This is a genomic window from Vitiosangium sp. GDMCC 1.1324, assembly GCF_003044305.1.
Classification (GTDB): domain Bacteria; phylum Myxococcota; class Myxococcia; order Myxococcales; family Myxococcaceae; genus Archangium.
In genome coordinates this window covers 86,074-108,492 of the sequence record NZ_PZOX01000035.1, presented here as the reverse complement: position 1 = coordinate 108,492, position 22,419 = coordinate 86,074, and the positions used below count along the sequence as shown (strand labels likewise).

The window sequence follows — 22,419 nt, the reverse complement described above, 5'->3', positions numbered from 1 at the left end:
CGAAGGGCGTGACGAGGAAGAGGAAGAGCGGCTCGCGGGCGGGCCACAGGCCATGTCCTTCCAGCGGCAGGCCCCCGGCGCGCCACAGCTTCACCATGACGTCCAGCTCGCGCCAGGCCCAGCGCGCCGCACGCGGCAGGAAGATGAACTTCACCGCGAACAGCCGCCCCTCGCGCCGGGCTCGGAACACGGTGCCCTGGCCGCCGGTGCCCAGCCTCGCCTCCAGCCGGTAGCCGGCCACCTCCATGCCCACCTGGGGCAGATGCTCCTCTGGCGAGTCGTGCTGTAGCTGCCGCATCCGCGAGTGCCTCAACACCCGCTGCCGCTCCTGCTCATCCACGGGCCCGGCCGCCCCGGCTTCGCTCATGCGCACCACCTCCCAGGTGACTCAGTGTAACATGACCGCTGAGACCCGGTGGGCGCGAGCGGTGGGGAAGGGAGTCCCGGGGGGGCCGAGACCACCTGGCCGCTGGGAAGGTGGGAGAGGTAGTGGCGTCCGGGGTGACTTCCGGAGTCTGACATGTTATTGCGGTGGCCCCATGCCATCTCGAAACAAGCCCTGTCCTTGCGGCAGTGGACAGAAATACAAGCGGTGCTGCCTGGGTGAATCCCGGAGCTCCGGCCGTCAAAGCCATCCTCCCATGCGACGCCCGCCGCCCTCCGGGGTGGACCCGGTCACCGCCGAGGCCGCGGTCCTGGCCGAGGAGGTGCTGACTTCCCCCGATCGCGTCCAGCAGGTCTCCGACGGGATGGTCCTGCTGCGGAGGATGTTCCGGGAAGACGGGCCGCTGGCGTCGCTGCGCTGGTCCTGGGACGAGTTCGTTCCGCTCGTCGAGCGGCACATCTTCCGGGTGATGGAGGAGGTCGAGGACATGGACGAGCGGGAGGAGCGGCTGTTCGACCGCTGCGCTCCGGAGTTGCTCAGCCCCGAGCGCGTGGAGCGATTCGACCAGGAGCTACGCCGGGTCCTGATGGAGCCGGGACGGACGCCGGAGGAGCGGCGCGCACTGGCCGTGGCGGTGTTGCAGATGCGGGATGCTCCTCGCCATCCGCCGTACACGCATTGGCGGCACCAGGCGGTGGCGTGGTTGACGCTGGCGCAGGTCGGCGAGTGGGTGGATCGCCGCAAGCGCATGAACGCGGCCGTGGCACGGGCCCATGGCGAGGAACCCGGCGAGATTGGGCCGGGGATGAGCGCGCGGGCCCTGCGGCGTGCCATGGAGGAACCGGAGGCAGTGATGGCGGCCGTGAGGGACGCCGCGGACGCCGACCCCCAGCTGCTGGAAATCCTGGCCAGGTACGAGCAGTCCATCCTGCTCGCCATCCTCTACGGCCGCACTCCCGAGGTGTTGCACGGAGAGGAGTGGCTGTGGCTGACGGTGGTGTTGCGCGAGCCCCTGCGGATAGAGCCGGAGCAGGCGGCGGACGTGGATGGGGAGGCCCTGATGGCGAAGCTCGACGAGGAGGTGAAGCAGGCCATCCTGTCGAGGGTGGAAGCGGCCAGCCGGGACCGCTCGTCGCTGCCGGAGGCGCAGCAGTGGTTCGAATGGGCGTACAAGGTGATGCAGGTGCGCCCGCTGGCGTTCTTCGCCGCGTTCGCGAAGGCGCTCGACGCGCCCCTGCGCGAGCGCTTCGAGGGAGAGGCCGAACTGGTGGGGGAGCTTCAGCGGCGCGAGCAGTGGCGTGCGGAGGATCTGGAGCCCTACCGGTTGAACCTGGAGGCGCGCGGAGCAACCGGGGCCGTGCAGCGGGTGCGGCGGCTCCAGGCCTTGCTGCGCGGGGAGGCCGCTCCGGCGATGACTGCCTTCAAGGCGTGAAGACAGCCACGGGCGGAGCATGGACCCCCGCTCCGTCCGCACCCTCTGGTGAAAGGCGGGTTCCCTGAGCAGGTTCGATTCCCGGCGCCTCCCATCGCGTCGGGCCGGTGCTGAAGTCGGGGGCCCCGGCAGCACTACTGCGCGACGATGTCGATCATCTTCGCTTTGAAGTCCTTGTCGCGCATCACTTTCTTGACGATCGGGCCCGTCAGGCGATTGCTCATGAGGCGGATGGTCGCCGCGCGAAGGACTCGCTGCACCTCGTTGGCCGGAGTGAAGAGCTGTCTCGCTTTCAGCGAGTCGCGCTGCTGGTCCTCGACGAACGGGCGCAGCTTCTCCTCCCACCGGGTCAGCGCACGTTCCATGTCGTCTGGATGCTTCTCCAGCATGTTACCCAGGAGTTCACCCCCGGCCAGACCGGTCGACACGCCCATCCCAGAATACAGGGTCAAGCACCACGCCGAATCTCCCACCAGCACGACCCGCCCCTTGTGCCAGCTCGGCATGCGGACATGGTTGGTCGAATCGAACAGATATTCGTCCGCGGCCTCGAACTCATCGAGCAGATGGCTCAGTACCGAGCCCGCCTTTTCCGGTCCGTACGCCTTGCGCAGCGATTCGATGGGACGGCCGCGGAACTGCGCGGCCACGTCATCGACGCGGTAGGAGAAGAGCACGGTGGGGTTGTGATTCGCGAAGGGAAATACCCACGCCGACCTTCCCGCCTCGGCCAGCACCAGTCCTTCGTGCGTGGCGTAGCCCTGCACGGGGTTGCGCAGGACGAAGGCGGCGATCATGTAGTTCAGCGGGTGCAGGAAGTTCTCGTGCGGACCAAAGACGAGCTGACGGACGGTCGAGCGCATGCCATCCGCGCCCACCACGAGCGCGAAGCGCTCGGTCGTGCTCGTGCCGCTCTTCGTGTGGGTCAGCGTGACGTCGGCCCCCTGCGCGTCCTGCTCGATCCGGGTGGGGACCGTTGCGAAACGGATCTCCACATCCTTCGGCAACGCGGAGAACAAGGAGTTTTCCACGTCGCCGCGCAGCAGAGGGAGCGGCGTGCCGGGTGCGTCCACGAAGGACATGCCCTCGGTCCGATGATTGGCCCGGTCAATCTCGTAGGTCCTCATCAGCGAGGAATTGCGATCGACCAGGGTGTCCAGCACCCCGAGCCGCCTGGCGGACGCCTGGCCGGTACCGAACAGGCCGATGAAGTAGCCACCTTTGCGACGCTCGGGTGCCCGCTCGATGAGCACGGGCTCCCAACCAAGCTTGTGAAGCCGGATGGCCGTGGCGATGCCGCTGATGCCGAGTCCCACCACCAGAACGCGGCGACGAGGTGTCGTTGAGTTCGTCATGATGGCCAGACAGTAAAGAGCGACGGCGCCCGTCACCAGAGCGTGGTTTGTGGCGGAAATCGGCTTGGATTGGGGTTGAGGGGACCGTGCACGATCGCGCCAACCCGGAATGCGGCGGTGACCGCGGTGAACATCATGGTGAGCAGCGCGACCACCACCGACGATTCATAGACATCGGCCGTGACAAAAGTGCGCCCGGCCACGGTCACGCTCCCCGCGGACGCAGAGGCGAATTTGATCGGATATTGGACCGCGTTCATGGCCCAGATGAAGCAAGGCAACAGCCAGTAGCTCGCCCTGGTCACGGCCGCGCGGTGCGGGGGGAATCGGCTCTCGACCAGCGCGAAGAGCTGGAAGAACACCCAACCGGTGAACATCCAGCCCAGGAAGTTCGTCAGAGGCACGCCGAAATAGCCGCTGGGGGAGCGGAAGGTCCATATCCCGAGGACAGTCGAGCCAATCGGATCAAAGGGAAGGTCTTGGGCGGCGAGGATGAAGCTCGCGACCAGGGGCGTGGTGAAGCGATTGACGCCCCCGGCGTCGCAAGGGTGCTGTCGCACGATGAGCCGGGCCAGGTTCCAGGCCAGCCAGCCGAAAATCGCATAGATGAAGGCGACCAGGGGTGGCACGCCCAGCAGCTTGAAACCCGCGACGTTGTGCACATAGAAGCCGAATGGAAAGCCCGTGGCGATGCTGCTCGCCTCGAGCACGAAGGCGACGGACACGGCGAACACGAAGAAGAGCCCGCCTCCCCTCCAGCCGTTGGAAAGGGAGGCATGGGTCACGACGAACAGCAGGGTGCACAGGACCTGCAGGCCGAACGCAGCTCCGCCGAAGCCCGCCTGAACGGTCGACCAGAGGAAGACCGGAAGCCAGAGCGCCGCGAAAATCCAACACAGGCGCAGTCTCACCAGCGCCGAGTCCCCGCCACCACTTGTCCGCTGTTGTTGTTGCTCGCCCATCATTTTCCCTACCTCGAGGATGCCCCTGGCAACGCCGGTTGCCTCGCATCGGCCGGCTCCTGACTCCCTGAGAGTAAAGAGCGACGGCGCCCGTCACCAGAGCGTGGTTTGTGGCGGAAATCGGCTTGGATTGGGACAGGACACGGAGGCTCAACAACAGCGAGCCCTGGCGTCATTGCCCTCACGGTTGCTTGCCAGTCCTGTCCCTGTCTGTCAGCATCTCAGGGCATGAGCGAAGCCCCGAAGCTGGTGAGGGCTGGAGCCGAGGAGGGCCGCCGACGGGAGCCCCCGGGCTGTGCGCCAGGCGGGTCCCGTCACGTGGCCACCCAGCTCTGGTAATTCTTCAACTCCTGCTTCACCTCCAAGGTGCAGTCGATGAAGTGGGGCTGATTGAGACTCCGGCGCCGAGCGGACACCTTCAGCACGAGGCAGCGTCAGGTTGGGGCCGAGGATGTAGTTCGCCTTCTTGTCCGTCAGCTCCAGCCGCTCGTTTTCGATTTCCCGGTCCTTGAAGACGACGTTACCGAGCGAATCCATCGCCGCCCCGTTCAGAAGGTGAGCATCCGGAAGAACTCGCCCGCCATGCGCCGGCCATGCCGCGCCAGATTGGACTCCGTCCCAGAGAGAATCTCGCCTGCGTCAGTAGACGATGCAGTCGAACTTCTCGATGACGGCCCGGAGCTCTTCCTCTGTGGTCTCCATACGTTTGGCTATCGAAGGGGCGTGATAGGTCAGCGACCTGGTAGGAACCGGTTGGGTGTGAAGTTCCTCCACGGTAATACGTCCAAAGCGGCCCGGCCACTTGACGCCGCGTAGCTCGGGAGCCCAGCGAATCGGGTCAAGGAAGGTGAAGCAGGGCCACTTCGGAAAGCGAATGGTGGCAGGGTCACAGCCCATGATGCGGCAGCCATCCAGCCGGGCCTCGGTGAAGTCGCAGTCCTCGATGGACCCGTGCTGATACCACGGCAGGCTCATGTATTCAGGCCAGTGGCCGAAGTCACATCCTGTCAGCATCCCCTTGAACCGGCAGCCCTTCAGGGACGAGGCCACCCAGCTCTGATAATTCTTCAACTCCTGCTTCACCTCGAAGGTGCAGTCGATGAAGCGAGGCTGCTTGAGGCTCAGGCGCCGAGCGGACACCTTCAACACGAGGGTACAGTTCCTCAGCGTCAGATTGGGGCCGAGGATGTAGTTCGCCTTCTTGTCCGTCAGTTCCAACCGCTCGTTTTCGATTTCCTGGTCTTTGAAGACGACGTTACCGAGCGAATCCATCGCCGCCCCTTTCAGAAGGTGAGCATCCGGAAGAACTCGCCGGCCATGCGCCTGCCATGCCGCGCGAGATTCGACGCCGTCCCGGAGAGAATTTCGTATCGGGTGCCCGTTGCCGGGTCAACCACGTCGACGCCCTTACTCAGGCTGAAGTCGTAGAGGTGATCGAACTGCGCTTTCACCTTCGCTTGCACGTAGCGCCCCCGGGCCTCGCGCTCCAGCAACCGCGCCAACCAGTATTCGCCGCTGTCCCTAGCACTTTTAATGGCCTCTTTCTCCGCGTCCGAGAGCCTGTGGGGCCCCCATTCATTGGCGGCCTTGGTGACAGCCTCCTGGAGCATGTCACCCACTTTGTCCTCGGCGGGAATATCCGCAGCCGATTTGCCACGTGGCACGTGCCAGCGCTGGCCATCGCTGAGTTCTATCTGCCGGTTGCCGCCCCGGTGACGGATGACGGTTTCCGCGGAGCGGCCCCCAGGGGCCATTTCCCCTCCACCCACCCGCCCCTTCTTGAGCATCACCACGGCCATGGGGCCCTGCGGCGAGGTGGCCACCGTCTCCGCCGCCGCCACCGCCCTGGCCAGGGCCCCCTCCGTCGCGAGCGCCGCCTCCGTGGCCTCCAGGTGCCCCATGACAGCGGCACCGCCCTGCGCTTCGAACTGCGCTCCCGCGAGATTGAATCGCGGAAGCGACTTCACCCGTGCCACCACCTGTCCCAGCGTGTGCCCGGCGAGTGTGGACACCGCCAGAATCATGGCCCGTGCCGCGTCCTCGCCCAGCACTTTGCTGAACTCCTCACCCGCTGCGCGCAGTTCCTCGAAGGTGGTGGCGTGGTACGCCGTGTCGGCCATGCGGGCCCAGCCGTCCATCAGCCCGTACACCGTCTTGAGGCCCAGGTAACCCATCAGGATGAGGGTCATGCCGGCGGCCAGGGCCTTGGTCGTCGGCTCGGGCACCACCCACATCATGCAGTAGAGGGCCACCGTCCAGACGACCATGGAGACGAGCGCCTGCACGTTCAGCAGCTCTCGCCCCAGCGCCGCACGCGTCTCGTCGAGGACATTGCCGAAAGCCAGCGCCAGGGCCAGCGTGCGCCGGTCGTCCGTGCGCAGGTACGGGTCATCGTCCAGCAGGCCCAGACAGTCGCCGCCGCCCCGGGGCTCACACCACTTGAGGTACTTCTCCTTGAGAGCTTGTTCGGCCTGGGGGGTGAGGACAACGAGGCCCTCCTGGCGCTCGAGTATCCAGGTGACGCCCTCGCCGCGGTGCTGCTCCAGCTTCCAGTAGCCTGTCGCTGCCACCTTGGGGTCGTCGGGTGGTGTCCCCAAGAGGCTCAGCAATTCATGGGCGGCCTGCCGTGGCGTCTTGTGCTTCAGCCGCACGTCGCGCGAGAGGCGCAGGACGGCCTGCTGGAACTCGGCCCTGGGAATGGGCACCGGCCGGGTGGCGACGGCACCGGGCTCCATGAAGTCCACGACGTACACCGTGGCGGACTCGAGCCCGGGCTCTGCCGTAGCCTCCCCACGCTCTTTCGGTGCCGGTGGGGGCGTGAGCGAGTCGGAGCGGTAGCTGCCCCGTGGGGTGCCCGTGGCACACGCGAACTGGAAGAGGACGATGAGGGCCCAGGTGCCAACACAGGGGCCCAGCCGCGCGCCCGTGGGGCGAGCGCGAGGAAGACGGGTGGACACGGCGCACCTCCTGAAGCGACGCACCCAAAGCCGTCGCTCCGGAATTACACGGAAATGCGGATACGCCCGTCAAGGCACCAGGTAGGTAGTAGGCTGGAAGATGCAGTGGGTTGGGGCCTCGTGGCCGCTTGTATTCGTCTCGCCCAGCCGGAGAAGGAAGGTCCCCCGCAGCTGCTCCGCCGTGGCCTCCGCTACCACCGCGAGCTGGCTCCTTTTTCCGGACAGAAGGGGCTCGGACGACCATCCGCGCAGCGCTCGCAGCCGCACGCCCTCGGTGCTCACCAGCTCCACCCGGTGGGCACGAACGCGAAGGAGAATCGCGCTCATGCCTACTCCCGCCACACACCTTTAAATGGTGTGCTTCACAGCCTCTGCCTCACCCCTCCCAGGTGGACATCATCGCGCGCACCCGCTCGTAGCGCTCCAGCAGCTCGGCGCGCTTGGCGGTGAAGAGCACCATGAAGCCCACCACGCCCACGCCGAGCAGGGAGAGGAAGGCCGCGCCCATGCGGTGGTCCCGGATGCCGAAGCGCGCCAGGTTGGCGAGCACGCACGTCACCAGGAAGGCGCTGCCCAGGTACACGTAGGAGCGGATGCGCAGTGCCATGCCCGCCGCCACGCCCACCACGCACAGCAGGACGCACAGCATCATGGCCCGGCCGTCCTGGAACATGAGCGGCTTCCACGCTCCGGCCACGTAGATGAGGGTGACGGCCAGCGCGCGCAGCTTCGCCCGCGTGTCCGGGGCGAGCGCATCCCGGAAGACGCGCAGCAGCACCAGCAGCGAGAGGCCCGCGGGGATGACGTAGTACTGCGGCTCCCCGGCCCCCGTGCCCCTCCAGACGAGGAAGAGCGCGGCGTTGAAGGCGCCCACCGACACCAGCGAGGACACGCCGCGCTGCGAGGGGTGCACGGACAGCGCGGCGAAGTGGGCGGCGTAGCCCACCAGCAGCGCCGCCACGTACAGCGGCTGGTGCCACGGCGCGGTGAGCAGGCCCGCCATGGGGAAGAGGAAGGCGCCCCACAGCGCCGGCCGGCGGAAGGCGGGCAGCCCCGCGCCCTCGCGCTGCGCGAAGACGTAGAGGCCGGAGAAGATCGCTCCACCCACCAGCGCCGCGAGGCTGTCCGCCGTGCCCAGCCCCGAGGCCAGCGCATGCAGACGCACCGCCAGATAGCCGAGCACCAGCGTCCCCTGCGCGAGGAAGGCGGAGCCCTCGTCCTGCTCGCGTACGCCCCGGCGCACCAGCGCGAAGAAGAGCACCGCCAGGCACACGCAGTCGATGAGCGCCTCCATCACCACCCCGGCCGACCCGGGCACCAGCATCAGCCCGAGGAGCACCTCCACCATGGCCACCACCGCGAAGGAGTGGCCCACGCCCCGGCGCACACGCTCGCTCGCGAGGAAGAGGGCCGCCGTGGCCAGCAGCGCGCTGAGCGCCCCGAAGAGCGGGAGGATGAACTCCGGCCCCTTCCCGGTGGAGAACAGCGCGCCCACGTGCGCGAGCAACCCGTGCAGCCCCACCAGCGATGCCACCCAGCCCACCACCGCGCGCTCGGGGCGCCGGTACACCACCGCCCAGGCCGTCGTGATGCCGAACATCAGGCAGGCCGCCGTGCCCGGGTGCTTCAGGTCGCGCAGTCCGAAGATGGCGAGCAGCGACAACACCCAGCCCGCGTGGTGCAGCGCCACGCCCACGCTGACCTCGCGCTCGTCCAGCCACGTGCCCACCATGCACAGCACGAGCCCCGTGCCACTCACCACCGCGGGCGTCCAGAGCGGAGGCACCGCCGCGACGAGCACTCCCGCCAGCAGCGCGGTGGCCACGTTGGCCATGGCCCGCTCGCGCGTCACCATCAGCACCAGCGAAGCGAGTCCGGCGAGCAGCGCCGCCGGGAGGGGCAGCGCGCCGGGCCCCACGTCCATCAGATGCTGCACCACGGGAATCGCCGTGGCGACGGCACCCGCGAGCCACAGCGGCTCGCTCCAGGTGTCGGGGAGCCCTGGAGACAGGCGCTTGGACCAACGGGACACGGCGCGCTGGAAGCCTCCCACCTGGCACAGCGCGGACAGGAGCGCCGCGCCGAGCGCCACCGCGGCGAAGGCCAACGACGCCTCCGGACGCCACTGGAGGAAGCCATGCTCCGGCGTCTTGCCCAGCGAGGCACTGGCGAGCACGAGCACCGAGGCGGTCAGCATCCAACTCTGGGAGAGGAGGAAGGCCCCCACCAGCAGCACCCCGGCCAGCATCGCGATGGCGCCGGGCGTGGGCGCCTCCAGCACGAGCGTCCACCCACAGAGCGCGAGCGACCCCACCACGGTGACGGGCCGCAGCAACGTGTCCGGCGGCGCGCGGAAGAAGGCCCACAGCGCGCCAGGGATGTGGTGCGTGAGGAGGCCGAGCGCCAGCAGCAGGACGATGGCCGCCGGGTGGAGCGGGAAGCAGAAGAGCAGCAGGCCCACCCCGAGCCCCACGCGCACCGAGGGCCTCGGACCCGGCAGCAGCACGAGCGAGGCCACGAGGGGCGCGAGCACCCATGGGTCGGCCTTCGTTCCGGGCACCAGCATCACGCCCACCAGCGTCAGCGAGCCCTGCATCCACTCGGACAGCCTGCGTGCCGTCTCATCCTCGGACTTCCCGAGCAGGAGGGAGCGCACGGCCGGCAGGTGCTCCACGGCGCGCACCACCCCGAGCGCGAGCAACGGCAGCGCGGGCGCCCAGGGGGTAGGCCCCCACCAATCCTTCACGAGCAGGAGCGTGAACAGCGGCGCGAGGGCCGCGAAGAAGGGCTGGCGGTTGGCGCGAGTCCACACCAGGGGCAGCAGCATCGTGCCCGCGAGCACCAGCGGGGCCTCCGAGCCGTGACCATCCACGGTCGTGAGGAACAGGAAGGGCATCGCACACAGGCTCGCCGCGAGCGCGAAGCGGCGCTCTCCCGCGAGGTGACGGAAGGCCGCGCGATGCGACTCGAGGAGGGCGAGCAGGCTCAACAGCGTGGCCACTCCCAACTCCAGCACGGCACCGCCCTTCCAGACGACGTAGGTGCCGACCCACAGGGCGAAGGCGACGACGCTGACGGACGGGTGCAGCGCACGCGCGGTGAGGAGGGCCGCGAGCGCCGCGCCGAGCATGAGCGGGTACGGCGGCATCGTGTGGTACGCCGCCGACACGGCCACCACGGGGTAGATGAGCGCCACGAGGCCCGCGGTGAGGGTGCTCGCGCTGCGGCCCCAACGCGCGGCGGCCAGCGACGCACCCAGGGACCAGGGGATGAACAGCGCCACGGACAGGGCGGGCGTCATCCACGGCCAGACGGAGAAGTCGCCCACCCGAGGCAGCAGCGCGAAGCCGGCGAGGACGACCGCGAGCGGACGCACTTCCGGAGTGACACGCGAAGCCACGGCCACGGCGGCCGCGGCCAGCAGCACGATGACGCCGAACCAGGGCACCTGGAGGGAGAATCCCCAACCGAACGCCAGGAGCGCATAGGCGACGCCGGACCAGCCGAGCAACCGAGCCCGGCCCCCGAGCTGACCCAGGGCGGCGAGCCCCAGCGCGGAGACGGCGAGCGCCAGGGGCACCCACGCGGGGTCAACGAGGCTGGCGAGCTTGGGCACCACGGCCGCGGCCCCGAAGGCCGCGACGGCGAGCAGGTACGGATTGGCGAGGTTCCACGCCACGAGGAGCGCGGCGGCACCACCGAGCACCAGGCCCACGAGAGCGGACACCCGGGCCCCCGCGTGGAGGCCATACGCGAAGCCGATGAGCGAGAGCCACCCCACCGCGGCGCTGAAGGTGATGCGCGTGCGGCGGGTGCAGACGAGCGACAGCGCGGCGAACACGAGCGCCACGCCACCACACACGAGGGAAGCCACCCCGGAGCCGAAGAGGGCCAGGGCGGAGAACGGGAGGAGAGCGGTGAGCGCGGCGCCGACGATGGACAGGTAGAGGCGCTCGAAGAGCAGGCCGCTGGCCACACAGATGACGGCGAGCCCGAGCGCGGTCCAGAAGGCCGGGCGCTGATCGGAGCCCGAGTGCCCCAGCAGAACGAAGAGCGGGCTGGCGATGGCGGTGGAGCGCAGGAGCACCTCGGCGCACGCCGCGTCACGCACCGAGCCCGTCCTCTCGTTGCGGGAGCGCAGCCACCATGCGAGGACAGTGCCCGCGAGCACGAAGGGCATGGCGGAGAGCGACCCGAACTGGAGGGGAAGCGCACCGGTCACGGGGTAGCCGAGCGCGGCCTTGAGCGAGTCGAGCAGGGCCTTCACGGCACCAGGGACGAGCTGGCCCGCGGACGCATAGGAGAAGTACGCGCCGGCATAGGCGAGGTACAACCAGGGGACGCGGGGCAGCCCGCCACGGGAGAGCCCGAACACGGTCCAGGTGAAGATGGCCGCGCTGAGGAAGAAGGCCGGAGGCGAGCCCGTGGCGGCGAGCGCCAGACAGGCCACCTGGAGCGAGGCAACGCCCACCGAGAGCGCGTCCGCGCCCTCTTCGGGAGGAAGCCCGCGGAAGCCGAGGCTGGAGGCGAGCAGGAAGGCGAGGAACGGAGCGTAGCTGCCGAAGGCGATGGGCACGTCGGCGGCGGAGAGGGCCAGGTGCAGGCGCACCGAGTACAGCAGCAGCAGATAGAGGGGCGCGGCCAGGACGAAGGCGAACGCCTTGCTGCCGCGGGGCTCGGGGACAGCTCGGCGCGAGAGGACGAAGAAGAGGGCGCAGGGCAGCGCATCGAGCCAGAACGCGAGAGCGCCGACGCGCGCGAAGAACGGCGCGAGCCCCATCATCAACGTGGTGCCGAGCAGCGCGAGCTGGACGAAGGGGCGGGAGGGCGCGTCGAAGGACTCGGCGGGCTTGCGGACGAGGGCGGCGGCACCCACGGACCAGCCCAGGAGCAGCGGAAGGAGGAGCGCGAGCGGGACGCCGTCGAGACTGAGACTGTCGAGAGGACCGAGCGCGACGCCCGCGAGCGGAGCCACGGCGGCACCGATGAGCCCGAGGATGCGGCCAGCGCCGGCGAGGGCCTCGCGGCGGGCAAGCAGGGTGCCGCAGATGGAGAAGGCGGCGGAGTAGCCCGCGGTCATGCCGAAGACGACGAGCGAACGGGAGAAGGAGGTGAGACCGGCCCAGCTATCGAAGGCGAGGTAGAGCGAGCCCGCGACGATGAGGAAGGCGCCGATGAACCAGCCGATGCTCTCGTAGAGGAAGGGCCGCCAGACGGTGTCCCAGGTGGAGACCTCCTCGACGAGGCGGGCGGTGACGGTGCGGGGAGGAGGCGCCTCGAAGAGGGGCTCCGTCGCGACGGGAGGAAGCCGCGTCTCCTCGTCCTCGTCCGGAGCCTCGTCCTCGTCCGGAGCCTCGTCCTCGTCCGGAGCCTCGTCCTCGTCCGAAGCCGGCTCCGTGTCCCCCGCCACTTCGAAGACAGCCTGGGGCGGCACCGGTTCCGCCGGAGGCACCACATCCTCCACGTGGGGAGCGCTCACGGGCTGCTCTGCCGCCTCCACTGCCGGAGCGGGCTCGGGGGCCTCGACGGACGCCTCCACGGTAGCGGCCGGCGCCTCGGGAGAAGCGGCGAGAGCCACGGGCTCGGGGGCCGGAGCGACAGGAGCCACGGGCGCGGAGGGCGACTCGGCGAGCACGGAGAGCAGGATGCGGACCTGCCGCTCGTAGCGCTGGGTGAGATAGGTCCGAGCGCCCTTGGCGACATAGGTGGAGTCCCAGTCCTTCATCTCACCGAGGATGAACTGGACGTGGGCGAGCTCCTGTTCGAGGACCTCGCGAGGGCGCGGATTCATGGCCTTGCCGCAGGCGGCACAAAGCAGGCCGCCGAGACGCTCCTGGCGGCATGACGAGCAGTACATGGTGGGTGAAGCCCCCTACAACGGCCGTGCCGGGCACGAAGCCCAGGAAAATGAAGAACTTGGGCCTTGGGGGTGCAACCCGACCAACGCAGTGCGCCCGCGGCCATGTGCAGCGTACTGCACAAAGGGACGCGAGCGCACGCAAGCCACACCACGACCCTGCCCTATGCCCAGGCCCAGCCCACATGCCCGTCCGGCCGGAGCAGGACGCCCCTCAGCCCACGGAGCTCTTCGCGCTCTTCGCCCAGGTGGGCCTGGACGACATTGGTCCAGCGCATCCATCGCGAGTCCAACCGGACCGCGGGCCCGCCGTCGTCTCGCAGCTGGAGCATCAGCCACTTCCCCTCGTGCATGAAGGAATAGAGCCTCTTCACGGCCCCGGAGGGCAGCTTCAGCGCCACGTCCGGCAACCTCCTGCCAGTCGAGGTCTTCACGAGCTCGCCCTCGCACGCAGGGGCAGGCAGCTCCAGCTCGGGATAGACCGTGTCCATGCCACCGAGACGCTCGGCCAGCGGGCGATTCAAGACAGGGTTCTTCAAGAAGCCCGACATCATGTCACGCAAGGCAAGAACAGACGGCGTGAAGTTCATGAGCGCCGTCTGCGCCTCCGTATTGCGCAGGAGCGCGTCGCCCACGGGGTGCCGCTCCCGGTGATAGCTCTCGAGCAGCGAGGAGGGTGCCACCTCCCGCAACACGCCAGCGAGCTTCCAGCCGAGATTCATGGCGTCCTGCATGCCGACATTGAGGCCCTGCCCTCCCGCGGGGAAGTGGATGTGCGCGGCATCGCCTGCGAGCAGGACGCGGCCGGCCTTGTAGGCCTCCGCGAGCCGCGTCTCGTTGCCAAAGCGTGACAGCCATTGCGGCTCTCTCATCCCGAAGTCGGCGCCAGCGATCTTCATGACGCTCCACCTCAGCTCGTCGAACGTGACCTCCTCCCTGGCCGCCGCGTGCATGCGCTCGGGGTCGACGACGAGGACACGGTGAAGACCGGGGCTGAGCGGGACGATCATGATGCCACCCCGGCCGTTGATGACCGAGACGACTGGAGTCGAAGGAGGCTCGGCGAGCACCACATCGCCCAGCACGGCGGTGACCGAGGTGTCCGTTCCCACGAACCCGATGCCGGAGAGCTGCCGGACGATGCTGCGCGCCCCATCCGCTCCAATCACATAGCGCGAGCGGCAACGGAATGACTGGCCCCCGGCGGTGCCGGTGAGCTCCACCCCGTCAGCGTCCTGCCGCAACTCCCGCACTTCATGTCCGCGCCGCACGTCCACACCGAGCTCGCGGGCCCGCTGCTCGAGCAACATCTCGGTGACGAGCTGGGGAAGGAACAGCGTGAACTTGAAGGTCGTGTCCAGCGCCGAGAAATCCAGCCGCGTATCGAGCATGGCGAAATGGCCGGTCGGCAGCGGCATGCCGCGCTCCAGGAAACGCCCGTCCAGTCCGCGCAGCGCCAGGACCTCGAGCGAGCGTGGATGGAGCGTCAAGGCCCGCGACTGCCGGACAGGCTCCAGGCGGCGCTCGAGCACCCTCACGGAAATACCCGCCAGGGCCAGCTCACAGGCAAGCATCAACCCCGTCGGCCCTCCGCCAACGACCGCGACTTCAACGACGTCCGTCATGATGTGACTCCATGGCAATGATTGCTCATGAATCGACTGCTCATGAATCACCGTAGAGCGGAGCGTGTCTGGCGTGGTAACGTCATCCCGCCAAAAAATACCGACTTTCCGCCAACATGCTGAGCCGCCCCACCATCGCCGCCATCGAGCGTCCGGACGACCCGGTGCTCATCGCCGTCCCCATCCACTCCGGCAACGAGCCCGAAACCGCCCGGCACCGCCATAAGCGGGGGCAGCTGTACTCCATCAGGAGCGGACTGATGGTGATGCACACCGAGCGCGGCAACTGGCTCATGCCGCCGGGGATGGCCGGCTGGATTCCGCCCGGCACCTGGCACTCGGCGCGTTGGCACGGCCCGACGAACGGCTGGAGCGTCTATGTCGCCGCCCCAGCCTGTGAACGGCTGTCCCGGGAGGCCCGGGTCGTGCGGATGTCCCGGGTGCTGGAGGCCATCGTCGAGCGCGCCACGGACTGGGAGCCCGGCGCGCCGCTCGACCCGGCCCGGTCCCGCCTGGCGGCGGTCGTGCTCGACGAGCTACAGGAGGCGGAGGACGAACCGGGGCTGCTCCTGCCCATGCCCCGGGAGCGGCGGCTGGCCGCCATCGCCCGGGCGCTTGCCGCGAATCCCTCCGATGCGAGGAGCCTCGGCGCCCTGGCCTCCTGGGCGGGCATCAGCGAACGCTCCCTCACCCGCCACTTCAAGCAGGAGACGGGCATGACCTTCGCGCAGTGGCGGCAGCAGGCGAAGCTGGCGCGCGCCCTGGAGCTGCTCTCCGAGGGAGAGGCCGTCTCGAACGTGGCCTTCTCCCTGGGCTACGAGAGCGTGAGTGCGTTCATCGCCATGTTCAAGCGGTTTCTCGGCACCACCCCGGCCCGGTGCATGGCCGGCCGGCGCCTATCGGAGGCGAGGAGCGGGTGACGGGCCCACCCCCGAGGTTGCAGCTCCACGCTTCATCCGCGCCTGGAGCGAAGACAACCGGAGAAACCGCCGAGCCGAGGTGCTACAGTGCCCGCCCAGGTGGATTTGCGAGCGATTCCCCTCTCAATTCAATGTTGTTTCCAGACTTGTCTATTGCCATCACGCTGGACACCCGTGCGAAGCGCTCGCCTGCGCCGGACCCGCGCTCTGCGGAAGGGGTGGACGGCATGCTCGAGAGAAGGGCTGTGTCATGAAGAACACTGAAGGGTTGCCTTTGACCGTTGAGCTCGATCGGAGGCTGAAGCTGGGTGTCGACCGTCTGAGGGAAGCGCGGAAGGGTCTGGAGGAACTGACCCAGCTCGCGGACTCGCTCGGACCTCTGCTCGGGGTGCGTTCCCGCAAGGGACGCGCCAAGGCCACGGCCGGGACGCTCCCGGCGTCGAAGACGGCGCGCGGCCGGGCCCCCCAGGCGCGTACCGAGAGCACGCCCCCTCCCTCCTACGGCGTGCGTCCCACGCCGAGCACCGCCCCCTCGGCTCCAGCGGTGCAGGATGAGGTCCCGGAGTGGCGCAAGCTGTTCCCCGCGCTGTCCGCCAACGTCCCGACGGGGCGCTCGAAGTAGCCACCGCCGGAACACCCGTGCCCCCGTGCGTCCTCCGCACTCGGGGCACGGGCGCGCGGGCCCTTCCCTACCCGCGCAGGAACGCGGTGCCGTGACTGCCGGGCTTCTCGGCCTCGTGCAGCACGGCGTCGTTGGGGGAAATCCCCACGATGTGGATGGCCTCGATGCCCTCCTCGAGCATCTCCAGGCTCTCCTCCACCTTGGGAATCATGCCGCCCTGGATGACGCCGGAGGCAATCTTCGCGCGGGCCTCGGCGGGAGTGAGGGTGGGCAGCCGGGTGGTGGGGTCATCCTTGTTGGCGAGCACGCCGGGCACGTTGGACACGAGGAAGAGCTTGGCCGCCCCGAGCTTCGCCGCGACGCGGGTGGCCACGGTGTCCGCGTTGATGTTGAAGACGTTGCCCTGGGCGTCGCCGGAGAGCGAGCCGAGCACGGGGACGAAGCCCGCGTCGGAGATGCGCTGGAAGAGCGCGGTGTCCACGCCGGTGACGTCGCCCACGAGCCCCAGGTCCACCGGGTCGGGGCCCGCGCCGCTCATGACCTTGGGAGGCCGGCGCTTCGCGTCGATGAGCCCCGAGGACATGCCGGTGGTGCACAGGGCCGGGACACCTGCGATGCGGAAGGCGGAGGCCACGTCCACGGACACCTGGCCCGCGAGCGTCATCTTCATCACCTCGAGGGTGGCCTCGTCCGTGTAGCGCCGGCCGGCGACCATCTTCGGCTGCAGGCCGAGCTTCTTCTGCAGCTCCGTGGCCTGAGGCCCACCACCGTGGATGACGGCCACACGGATGCCCGCGTCGAGGAAGGCGCGCACGGCGGCGCCCACGCTCGCGGCCAGCTTCGGCTTGTCCATGGCCAGCTCGCCGCCAATCTTCACGACGAACCAGCGCCCGCGGAAGTCCGGGAGCCCGCTCACGGCCACAGCCCCGGCTCGGCGAGGGTGAGACGCTCGTCCCAGCCCATCATCAGGTTGAAGCTCTGGATGGACTGGCCGGCGCCGCCCTTCACCAGGTTGTCGAGCGCGGAGAAGCACACCACGCGGCGGGTGTTGCCCGTCACGGGGCCGAGCGTGAAGCCCACCTCCACGTAGTTGCTGCCGGACACGCCCACCACCTCGGGCTGCCGGCCGCCGCCGACAATCCGGATGAAGGGCTCGTTGGCGAAGGCGGACTTCCACGCGGCGGTGAGCTGCTCCTGCGTGACGGAGGCGGGCACCTCGGCGAACGAGGTGGCGAAGATGCCGCGCGGCAGCGGCGCCGACACGGGCACGAACTCCAGCGACATGTCCTCCTTGCCGCCGGCGGTGCGCAGCGTCTGGAGGATTTCGGGGATGTGCTGGTGCTCGAGCGGCTTGTAGGTGCGCAGGTTCGCCGCGCGCAGCGGGTGGTGCGTCGTAATCTGCGGGTTGGCGCCGCTGCCCGAGGAGCCGGTGGCGGCCACGGTGTGGATGGGACCGGAGAGCAGACCGGCCCTGGCCAGCGGGAGCAAGCCGAGCGCGATGGTGGTGGCGAAGCAGCCGGGGCTGGCGATGTAGCGCGCCTTACGGATGGCCTCGCGGTTGAGCTCGGGCATGCCGTAGGTGAAGGCGCCCTCGGTGAGCATCTGCGGTGCCGGGTGGTCCACGCCGTAGTACTTCGCGTAGGAGGCCGCGTCGCGCAGGCGGAAGTCACCGGACAGGTCCACGATGCGCACGCCCGAGTTGAGGATGTCCAGCACCACCTTGGCGGTGGTCTTGTGGGGCATGGCCAGGAAGGCCACGTCGGCGCCGGCCACGGCCTGAGCGGGAGGCAGCTCCTGGAAGGTGAGGTCGGTGAGCCCGGCGAGGTTGAAGTGGACGTCGCCCACCTTCTTGCCGATGTTGTCCACCGAGGTGATGCGCACCACCTCCACGTTCGGGTGGAAGAGGAGCCGGCGGAGGATCTCGGCCCCGCCGTAGCCGGTACCGCCGATGAGGACTGCCTTGACCTTGTTGGCCATGTGCGATGTCTCCGTGAGGTACTTCCTGGAGCCGGTGTATAGGGGGTCCGCGCCCGGGAAATCCACCTCGGCGCACCCCTGACGCGGCGGGCCATGAGGAGCTGTTGCCTCCGCTACACGGACCCATGATGGATGCGCTCGGGGTAGGACCGCTCCACTGGGGAGCACTGGCCACGAAGCGGAGGCTGTGGAACCGTGGAGCCCACCATGAGCACGGAACTGAAGCTGCGCCCCATCGAGCCGCGAGATGACGCGGCGGTGGCGGCCATCATCCGCCAGGTGATGCCCGAGTTCGGAGCGGACGGGCCAGGGTTCGCCCTCCACGACGCGGAGGTGGACGGGATGAGCGCGGCCTATGCGAGGCCGGGCCGCGCGTACTGGGTGGTGGAGGATGAATCGGGCCGGGTGCTGGGTGGAGGCGGCATCGCCCCGCTGGATGGGAACGAGCCGGGCGTGTGCGAGCTACGGAAGATGTACTTCCTGCCGGACGCGCGTGGGCGCGGCGTGGGCGAGCGCCTGTTGCGCCAGAGCCTGACGTTCGCGCGGGAGGCGGGCTACCGGACGTGCTACCTGGAGACGCTCGCGGGGATGGCGCAGGCGCAGAAGCTGTACCGCCGCCTGGGCTTCCAGCCGTTGCCGCGCCCCATGGGCGCCACGGGCCATTTCGGCTGTGACTGCTGGTACGCGCTCGACCTGCGCGCGTCCGGGTAACGACCCCCCGATGCGCTCGCGGCCAACGCCCGTCATGCCCCGCGCACACGGCGGCAGACGGAGGATGCCGCCAGGAATCCGTAGCTGAAGGCCCTGCGGAAGACGCGCGCGTAGAGCCTGCCCAATAGGGGAATGGCCTCGAGCATATCGCCCAGGCTCCACATCTCCTCGTGCGTATGGATGAGGGGCCTGACGTCCCCACCCGACGCAGAGGGGCTCGCGAGGGTGAAGTCGTAGACGAGGATCGTCCTGAGTGGATAGGTGTACAGCCAGCTCAACTGCTTCAGGTTCATCACCCCGTCGACGATTGCCCTGCCCCTCGGGTTGCCCTCTTCCATCTGGACGTTGAGCTGGAAGATGTCGAAGTCGAAGGAGAACATGCAGTGGAAGCCGGCCGCACCGCGCCGGTAGGTCTCACGGCCGCCACCGCTCTGCCAGGGATCGATGAAGCGGACGTCCTCGGCCAGGAAGGGCAGGACCTCCTCATCCAGAAGCTGGGAGGGAACGCGGGTGTCGTAGAGCAGCTCGGTGATTCGCCGGAAGCGCTCCTCCAACTGTTCAATGAGTGTCTGCTCTCCAATGAGTGCCCGCTCTCCGTTGTCCATGGAACCGCCCTTCCCTCCACCCGGGTGTCAACGCCCGCTCCGAGGCCGCACACAAGGTAGACATCGTGACAGCCCCCGGGAAGTCGGGCACGGACACCCACCCATGGGAGCCATGGGCGGGTGCCGCGGGGTTCATCAGATGCAGTTGAAGCCCACGATGCACTTGCCCTCGTAGACCGGCACGATGGTGCCGTTCGGGCAGAAGCCCTCACCCGGCGGCACCAGCTCCGGACAGACGACCGCGAAGGACTCGGTGGCCAGGTTCTCGGTGCTCACCACCTCATCCGCCGCCGACCCTTCCACGCCGCAGCCCACCAGCGCCGCCCCGCACAACACCATCGCGATGTGTCCAAGAAGCTTCATCGAAGAATTCCCTCTCAGTTGAGCCCGTCCATCGGGCGCGGCGCTTCTATCCACTCAGGCGATGACAGGCAATGCGTGTTTGCATGACTTATCGCGATGCTCTGCTTTAGACACACACAGTGCACAGCTTCCTCGCAAAGTAAGACCACGCGTCTGTGAGCATGGCCACGAGTCCAATTCCTCGCTCAATTCCCAATAATGCAATGATGAATAAAACCCATACGAGCGTCCCTCCGAGCCATGGCAGGCGCATCTCCCGACGCCCGCCTGCCCGCACGCCCGGCGGCGCGGCGGTGCCATGAGACGCTCCCACCCGGCGTCCCCATCCTTCCTGGGAAAGGAAGGTGCCCGATGGCTCACAGGAGTCTGCGCGCCCCCGCGAGCCGCAGCGGACGGACGGTCCACGAGGCTCCGGAGTTCCCTCCCCGTGTGGACAAGGAGCCATTCGACATCGACGTGGCGCTCGCGCGGGTGCGCGAGGCCATCCGGGGTTTCGCGGACGCGGCCATGTTCGAGCTGGCGGCGCGCGGCCACACGAGCCTCTTCGAGCAGCTCGTGGGCTGCATCCTGTCCATCCGCACGCGGGACGAGGTGACGCTGCCCGTGGCGCTCCGGCTGCTGTCCCAGGCCCGCACGCCCGAGGCACTGCGCCGTCTGGGGCCAGAGCGCATCGAAGCCCTCATCCGCCCGGTGACGTTTCACGAGCCCAAGGCGAAGAGCCTCCACGCCATCGCGGTGCGCACAGTGGAAGAGTTCGGCGGCGAGCTGCCCTGTGATGCGCAGGTACTCCAGTCCTTCAAGGGCGTGGGGCCCAAGTGCGCGCACCTGGCGCTGGGAATCGCCTGCGGGCAGGCGCGCATCAGCGTGGACATCCACGTGCACCGGGTGGTGAACCGCTGGGGCTACGTGCGCGCGCGCACTCCCGAACAGACGCTGGCCGCGCTGGAGGCGAAGCTGCCCCGGGCGCACTGGGTGGAGCTCAACCGGCTGCTCGTGCCCTTCGGCAAGCACGTCTGCACGGGCACGGCGCCGAAGTGTTCCACGTGCCCGGTGCTGCCCATGTGCCGGCAGGTCGGGGTACGCCACCCGCGCTGAGCCCGCCGGCCTGCCCTCCCCCACCCGGGACTACTGCACGGAGGACGGCGCCCGAAACACCTCTCCGTCCTGCCCCTCGAGCACGAGGCTCGCGCCGTCCTTGGGAGACACGCGCAGCGACGCCCGGGGCTGCCCCTTGCGGTCCACCAGCAGCAGTCCGGGCGCCCCGTGCTCGTCCGCGCCGAGGATGGCTCGCGGGCGCCCGTCCTCATCCGCGAGCTCCAGGCGCGAGGAGCCATCCGGCATGAGGGCCACGGTGAAGAACTCGGTGCCACCGTTCTTCCCGAGCGCCAGGCGCGGCGCCTCGTCCGCGTACACGGTGAGCTCCGCCAACATGGCGCCCTGGGCGGTGGCGAAGCGCAGCCGGGGTGCTCCGCTGCTGTCCACGCCCAGCAGGGCCCGGGGCCGACCCTCGGTGTCGTGCAGCACCAGGGCGCCCTCGCCTCCCTCCTTCGCGGAGAGCGTGGCGCGAGTGCGGCCCTGCGCGTCCCTCAGGGTCAGCCGCGAGGCCACCAACTCCCCTCCCTCCGCGGGCCACCTGGGACGCAGCGCCGCCACGCCCACCCCGAGCGCCCCGAGCGCGAGCGCGGCGAAGGTGACGGCTCGCAGGCGCTGGCAGCGGCGCTCCAACTGCTCCAGGCGTGACTCCAGGCTCTCCATCCTGTTGAGACCTCCTGTCCGGGACCACCGGCCGGTGGGCCGGCTGGAGGCTAACCGAGCACACCCCCTCGGTAGTCCCGGGCGGCGCTCGAGTCCCGGGACAGTGCACACCGGGAAGTGTTCACCCGCCGGAACCACGGAATTCCAGATCAGGCACGAAAATCCAGCCATGCTTGACAGCCCGGCTCACTTGATGTTCAATGAACCCATGAGTCGCCAGGAAGGTGGCTCAAGCTGGTTTTCCAGGTTTCAACCCGGGTTCGCCCTCGGCACGGAGGATGCAATGTCCCTCGAAGCATTCACGAAGGTTACCGAGGCCTCGAAGTTGCTGGTGGAGAAGGGGTTCTCGAACCAAGCGGTAATGTCGGCGATGGAGATGGTGGGCCGGGCCATCGGAGTGGACCGGGCGGTGGTGTACGAGAACAGCTCCGCGACCATGCCGGGCAAGAGGCTGGCGCCGCTGCGTCACGCCTGGGGCGTGGCGCCGATGACGCCCCTGCTGCAGACCTTCCCGCTGAAGGATCAGATGTCGGGGTGGGTGGAGGTGCTCTCGCGCGGGCAGCCGGTGTGGGAGCTCGTCCGCAACATCCAGGGACCGCTGCAGGTGAACCTGGAGGCGCAGGGCGTGCAGTCGGTGCTGCTGAGCCCCATCAACGTGGGCAACATCAACGGCCCGTGGTGGGGCTTCCTGCGGCTGGACGACTGCCAGAAGGAGCGCCGCTGGTCCGCGGATGAGCTGACCGTCATCCGGACGCTGTCGCGCTCGCTGTCGAACGCGCTGCGCCAGGACATGCGCCGCGAGACGCTGGCGCAGACGCGCATGGACCTGGAGGCGATGATGCAGCGCTGCGCGGCGACGGGCTCGCGCTAACACGCTCCCAACGCAGCAACCC

18 protein-coding genes and 3 pseudogenes are annotated in these 22,419 nt (G+C 68.8%); 7 read left to right on the top strand and 14 right to left on the bottom strand.

The window, feature by feature from the left end; translation table 11 throughout:
- Positions 1-367 (bottom strand): annotated as a pseudogene (locus tag DAT35_RS54325) (hypothetical protein); the annotation flags it as partial.
- On the opposite strand from DAT35_RS54325, the pseudogene DAT35_RS62610 reads away from it, so the two are divergent.
- Both DAT35_RS62610 and DAT35_RS54320 read left to right on the top strand, forming a co-directional pair.
- Positions 366-602, top strand: a pseudogene (locus DAT35_RS62610) (SEC-C metal-binding domain-containing protein); the annotation flags it as partial. The pseudogenes DAT35_RS54325 and DAT35_RS62610 sit on opposite strands and share 2 nt — an antisense overlap.
- Before the next feature lie 39 nt (positions 603-641).
- Positions 642-1,817, top strand: a complete 1,176-nt coding sequence (locus tag DAT35_RS54320; protein WP_233262259.1) for a hypothetical protein — start codon at positions 642-644, stop codon at positions 1,815-1,817.
- Positions 1,818-1,951: 134 nt separating this feature from the next.
- Here the strand turns inward: DAT35_RS54320 and DAT35_RS54315 are convergent, their stop codons facing one another.
- The 8 genes and pseudogenes from DAT35_RS54315 to DAT35_RS54280 all read right to left on the bottom strand — a co-directional run bounded on the left by DAT35_RS54315 (position 1,952) and on the right by DAT35_RS54280 (position 14,573).
- Positions 1,952-3,208 (bottom strand): FAD-dependent monooxygenase, encoded by a 1,257-nt coding sequence (locus DAT35_RS54315; RefSeq protein WP_199243288.1) that lies wholly within the window; start codon positions 3,206-3,208, stop codon positions 1,952-1,954.
- Positions 3,205-4,137: a carotenoid biosynthesis protein gene (locus tag DAT35_RS54310; protein ID WP_108077364.1), complete on the bottom strand. Its 933-nt coding sequence runs from the start codon at positions 4,135-4,137 to the stop codon at positions 3,205-3,207. Before DAT35_RS54310 ends, DAT35_RS54315 begins: the two co-directional genes overlap by 4 nt.
- A 317-nt stretch (positions 4,138-4,454) precedes the next feature.
- Positions 4,455-4,671, bottom strand: a pseudogene (locus DAT35_RS54305) (hypothetical protein); the annotation flags it as partial.
- A gap of 102 nt (positions 4,672-4,773) precedes the next feature.
- Complete coding sequence (locus DAT35_RS54300) at positions 4,774-5,406, bottom strand: hypothetical protein (protein ID WP_108077363.1); 633 nt, start codon at positions 5,404-5,406, stop codon at positions 4,774-4,776.
- Positions 5,407-5,417: 11 nt separating this feature from the next.
- Positions 5,418-7,091 carry a hypothetical protein gene (locus DAT35_RS54295; RefSeq protein ID WP_108077362.1) on the bottom strand — a complete coding sequence of 558 codons (1,674 nt, stop codon included), beginning with the start codon at positions 7,089-7,091 and terminating at the stop codon, positions 5,418-5,420.
- Between the two features lie 69 nt (positions 7,092-7,160).
- Positions 7,161-7,418 carry a hypothetical protein gene (locus DAT35_RS54290; RefSeq protein ID WP_108077361.1) on the bottom strand — a complete coding sequence of 86 codons (258 nt, stop codon included), beginning with the start codon at positions 7,416-7,418 and terminating at the stop codon, positions 7,161-7,163.
- Between the two features lie 49 nt (positions 7,419-7,467).
- Complete coding sequence (locus tag DAT35_RS54285; RefSeq protein ID WP_233262258.1) at positions 7,468-12,882, bottom strand: hypothetical protein; 5,415 nt, start codon at positions 12,880-12,882, stop codon at positions 7,468-7,470.
- Between the two features lie 230 nt (positions 12,883-13,112).
- Positions 13,113-14,573 carry an FAD-dependent monooxygenase gene (locus tag DAT35_RS54280; protein ID WP_233262257.1) on the bottom strand — a complete coding sequence of 487 codons (1,461 nt, stop codon included), beginning with the start codon at positions 14,571-14,573 and terminating at the stop codon, positions 13,113-13,115.
- A gap of 116 nt (positions 14,574-14,689) precedes the next feature.
- Here DAT35_RS54280 and DAT35_RS54275 point away from each other — a divergent pair, with 116 nt between their 5' ends.
- Positions 14,690-15,493, top strand: coding sequence for a helix-turn-helix domain-containing protein (locus tag DAT35_RS54275; RefSeq protein ID WP_108077359.1), 804 nt, complete (start codon positions 14,690-14,692; stop codon positions 15,491-15,493).
- Between the two features lie 250 nt (positions 15,494-15,743).
- On the top strand, positions 15,744-16,115 hold the full coding sequence (locus tag DAT35_RS54270; RefSeq protein WP_146210265.1) for a hypothetical protein: 372 nt from the start codon (positions 15,744-15,746) through the stop codon (positions 16,113-16,115).
- Between the two features lie 67 nt (positions 16,116-16,182).
- Here the strand turns inward: DAT35_RS54270 and argB are convergent, their stop codons facing one another.
- Positions 16,183-17,031: an acetylglutamate kinase gene (argB, locus tag DAT35_RS54265; protein ID WP_108077375.1), complete on the bottom strand. Its 849-nt coding sequence runs from the start codon at positions 17,029-17,031 to the stop codon at positions 16,183-16,185.
- Positions 17,028-18,092, bottom strand: coding sequence for an N-acetyl-gamma-glutamyl-phosphate reductase (argC, locus tag DAT35_RS54260; RefSeq protein WP_108077357.1), 1,065 nt, complete (start codon positions 18,090-18,092; stop codon positions 17,028-17,030). Before argC ends, argB begins: the two co-directional genes overlap by 4 nt.
- A gap of 207 nt (positions 18,093-18,299) precedes the next feature.
- On the opposite strand from argC, the gene DAT35_RS54255 reads away from it, so the two are divergent.
- The gene (locus tag DAT35_RS54255) at positions 18,300-18,803 is read left to right on the top strand and encodes a GNAT family N-acetyltransferase (protein ID WP_108077374.1); all 504 of its coding nucleotides are present in this window, start codon (positions 18,300-18,302) and stop codon (positions 18,801-18,803) included.
- A 32-nt stretch (positions 18,804-18,835) separates the two neighbouring features.
- Here DAT35_RS54255 and DAT35_RS54250 read toward each other — a convergent pair whose 3' ends face one another.
- Together DAT35_RS54250 and DAT35_RS54245 are read right to left on the bottom strand one after the other, a co-directional pair.
- Complete coding sequence (locus DAT35_RS54250; protein WP_108077356.1) at positions 18,836-19,408, bottom strand: hypothetical protein; 573 nt, start codon at positions 19,406-19,408, stop codon at positions 18,836-18,838.
- 135 nt (positions 19,409-19,543) lie between these two features.
- Positions 19,544-19,771: a hypothetical protein gene (locus DAT35_RS54245; protein ID WP_146210264.1), complete on the bottom strand. Its 228-nt coding sequence runs from the start codon at positions 19,769-19,771 to the stop codon at positions 19,544-19,546.
- Positions 19,772-20,122: 351 nt separating this feature from the next.
- Here DAT35_RS54245 and nth point away from each other — a divergent pair, with 351 nt between their 5' ends.
- Positions 20,123-20,866 carry an endonuclease III gene (gene nth / locus DAT35_RS54240; RefSeq protein ID WP_108077354.1) on the top strand — a complete coding sequence of 248 codons (744 nt, stop codon included), beginning with the start codon at positions 20,123-20,125 and terminating at the stop codon, positions 20,864-20,866.
- A 30-nt stretch (positions 20,867-20,896) separates the two neighbouring features.
- On the opposite strand, the gene DAT35_RS54235 is transcribed toward nth, so the two are convergent.
- Entirely contained in the window at positions 20,897-21,526 is a 630-nt protein-coding gene (locus DAT35_RS54235) for a hypothetical protein (RefSeq protein ID WP_108077353.1), read from the bottom strand.
- Positions 21,527-21,809: 283 nt separating this feature from the next.
- Between DAT35_RS54235 and DAT35_RS54230 the strand changes: the two genes are divergently transcribed.
- The gene (locus DAT35_RS54230) at positions 21,810-22,397 is read left to right on the top strand and encodes a GAF domain-containing protein (protein WP_158502323.1); all 588 of its coding nucleotides are present in this window, start codon (positions 21,810-21,812) and stop codon (positions 22,395-22,397) included.
- Positions 22,398-22,419: the final 22 nt, after the last annotated feature.

Bases quoted from the DNA above. Each gene is read 5' to 3' on its own strand.
- DAT35_RS54270 (WP_146210265.1), top strand. From the start codon at position 15,744: ATGAAGAACACTGAAGGGTTGCCTTTGACCGTTGAGCTCGATCGGAGG.
- DAT35_RS54310 (WP_108077364.1), bottom strand. From the start codon at position 4,137: ATGATGGGCGAGCAACAACAACAGCGGACAAGTGGTGGCGGGGACTCG.
- DAT35_RS54255 (WP_108077374.1), top strand. From the start codon at position 18,300: ATGAGCACGGAACTGAAGCTGCGCCCCATCGAGCCGCGAGATGACGCG.
- DAT35_RS54320 (WP_233262259.1), top strand. From the start codon at position 642: ATGCGACGCCCGCCGCCCTCCGGGGTGGACCCGGTCACCGCCGAGGCC.
- DAT35_RS54300 (WP_108077363.1), bottom strand. From the start codon at position 5,406: ATGGATTCGCTCGGTAACGTCGTCTTCAAAGACCAGGAAATCGAAAAC.
- DAT35_RS54245 (WP_146210264.1), bottom strand. From the start codon at position 19,771: ATGAAGCTTCTTGGACACATCGCGATGGTGTTGTGCGGGGCGGCGCTG.
- DAT35_RS54230 (WP_158502323.1), top strand. From the start codon at position 21,810: ATGTCCCTCGAAGCATTCACGAAGGTTACCGAGGCCTCGAAGTTGCTG.
- argC (WP_108077357.1), bottom strand. From the start codon at position 18,092: ATGGCCAACAAGGTCAAGGCAGTCCTCATCGGCGGTACCGGCTACGGC.
- DAT35_RS54250 (WP_108077356.1), bottom strand. From the start codon at position 19,408: ATGGACAACGGAGAGCGGGCACTCATTGGAGAGCAGACACTCATTGAA.
- DAT35_RS54285 (WP_233262258.1), bottom strand. From the start codon at position 12,882: ATGAATCCGCGCCCTCGCGAGGTCCTCGAACAGGAGCTCGCCCACGTC.
- DAT35_RS54235 (WP_108077353.1), bottom strand. From the start codon at position 21,526: ATGGAGAGCCTGGAGTCACGCCTGGAGCAGTTGGAGCGCCGCTGCCAG.
- DAT35_RS54280 (WP_233262257.1), bottom strand. From the start codon at position 14,573: ATGACGGACGTCGTTGAAGTCGCGGTCGTTGGCGGAGGGCCGACGGGG.
- DAT35_RS54275 (WP_108077359.1), top strand. From the start codon at position 14,690: ATGCTGAGCCGCCCCACCATCGCCGCCATCGAGCGTCCGGACGACCCG.
- nth (WP_108077354.1), top strand. From the start codon at position 20,123: ATGGCTCACAGGAGTCTGCGCGCCCCCGCGAGCCGCAGCGGACGGACG.
- DAT35_RS54290 (WP_108077361.1), bottom strand. From the start codon at position 7,418: ATGAGCGCGATTCTCCTTCGCGTTCGTGCCCACCGGGTGGAGCTGGTG.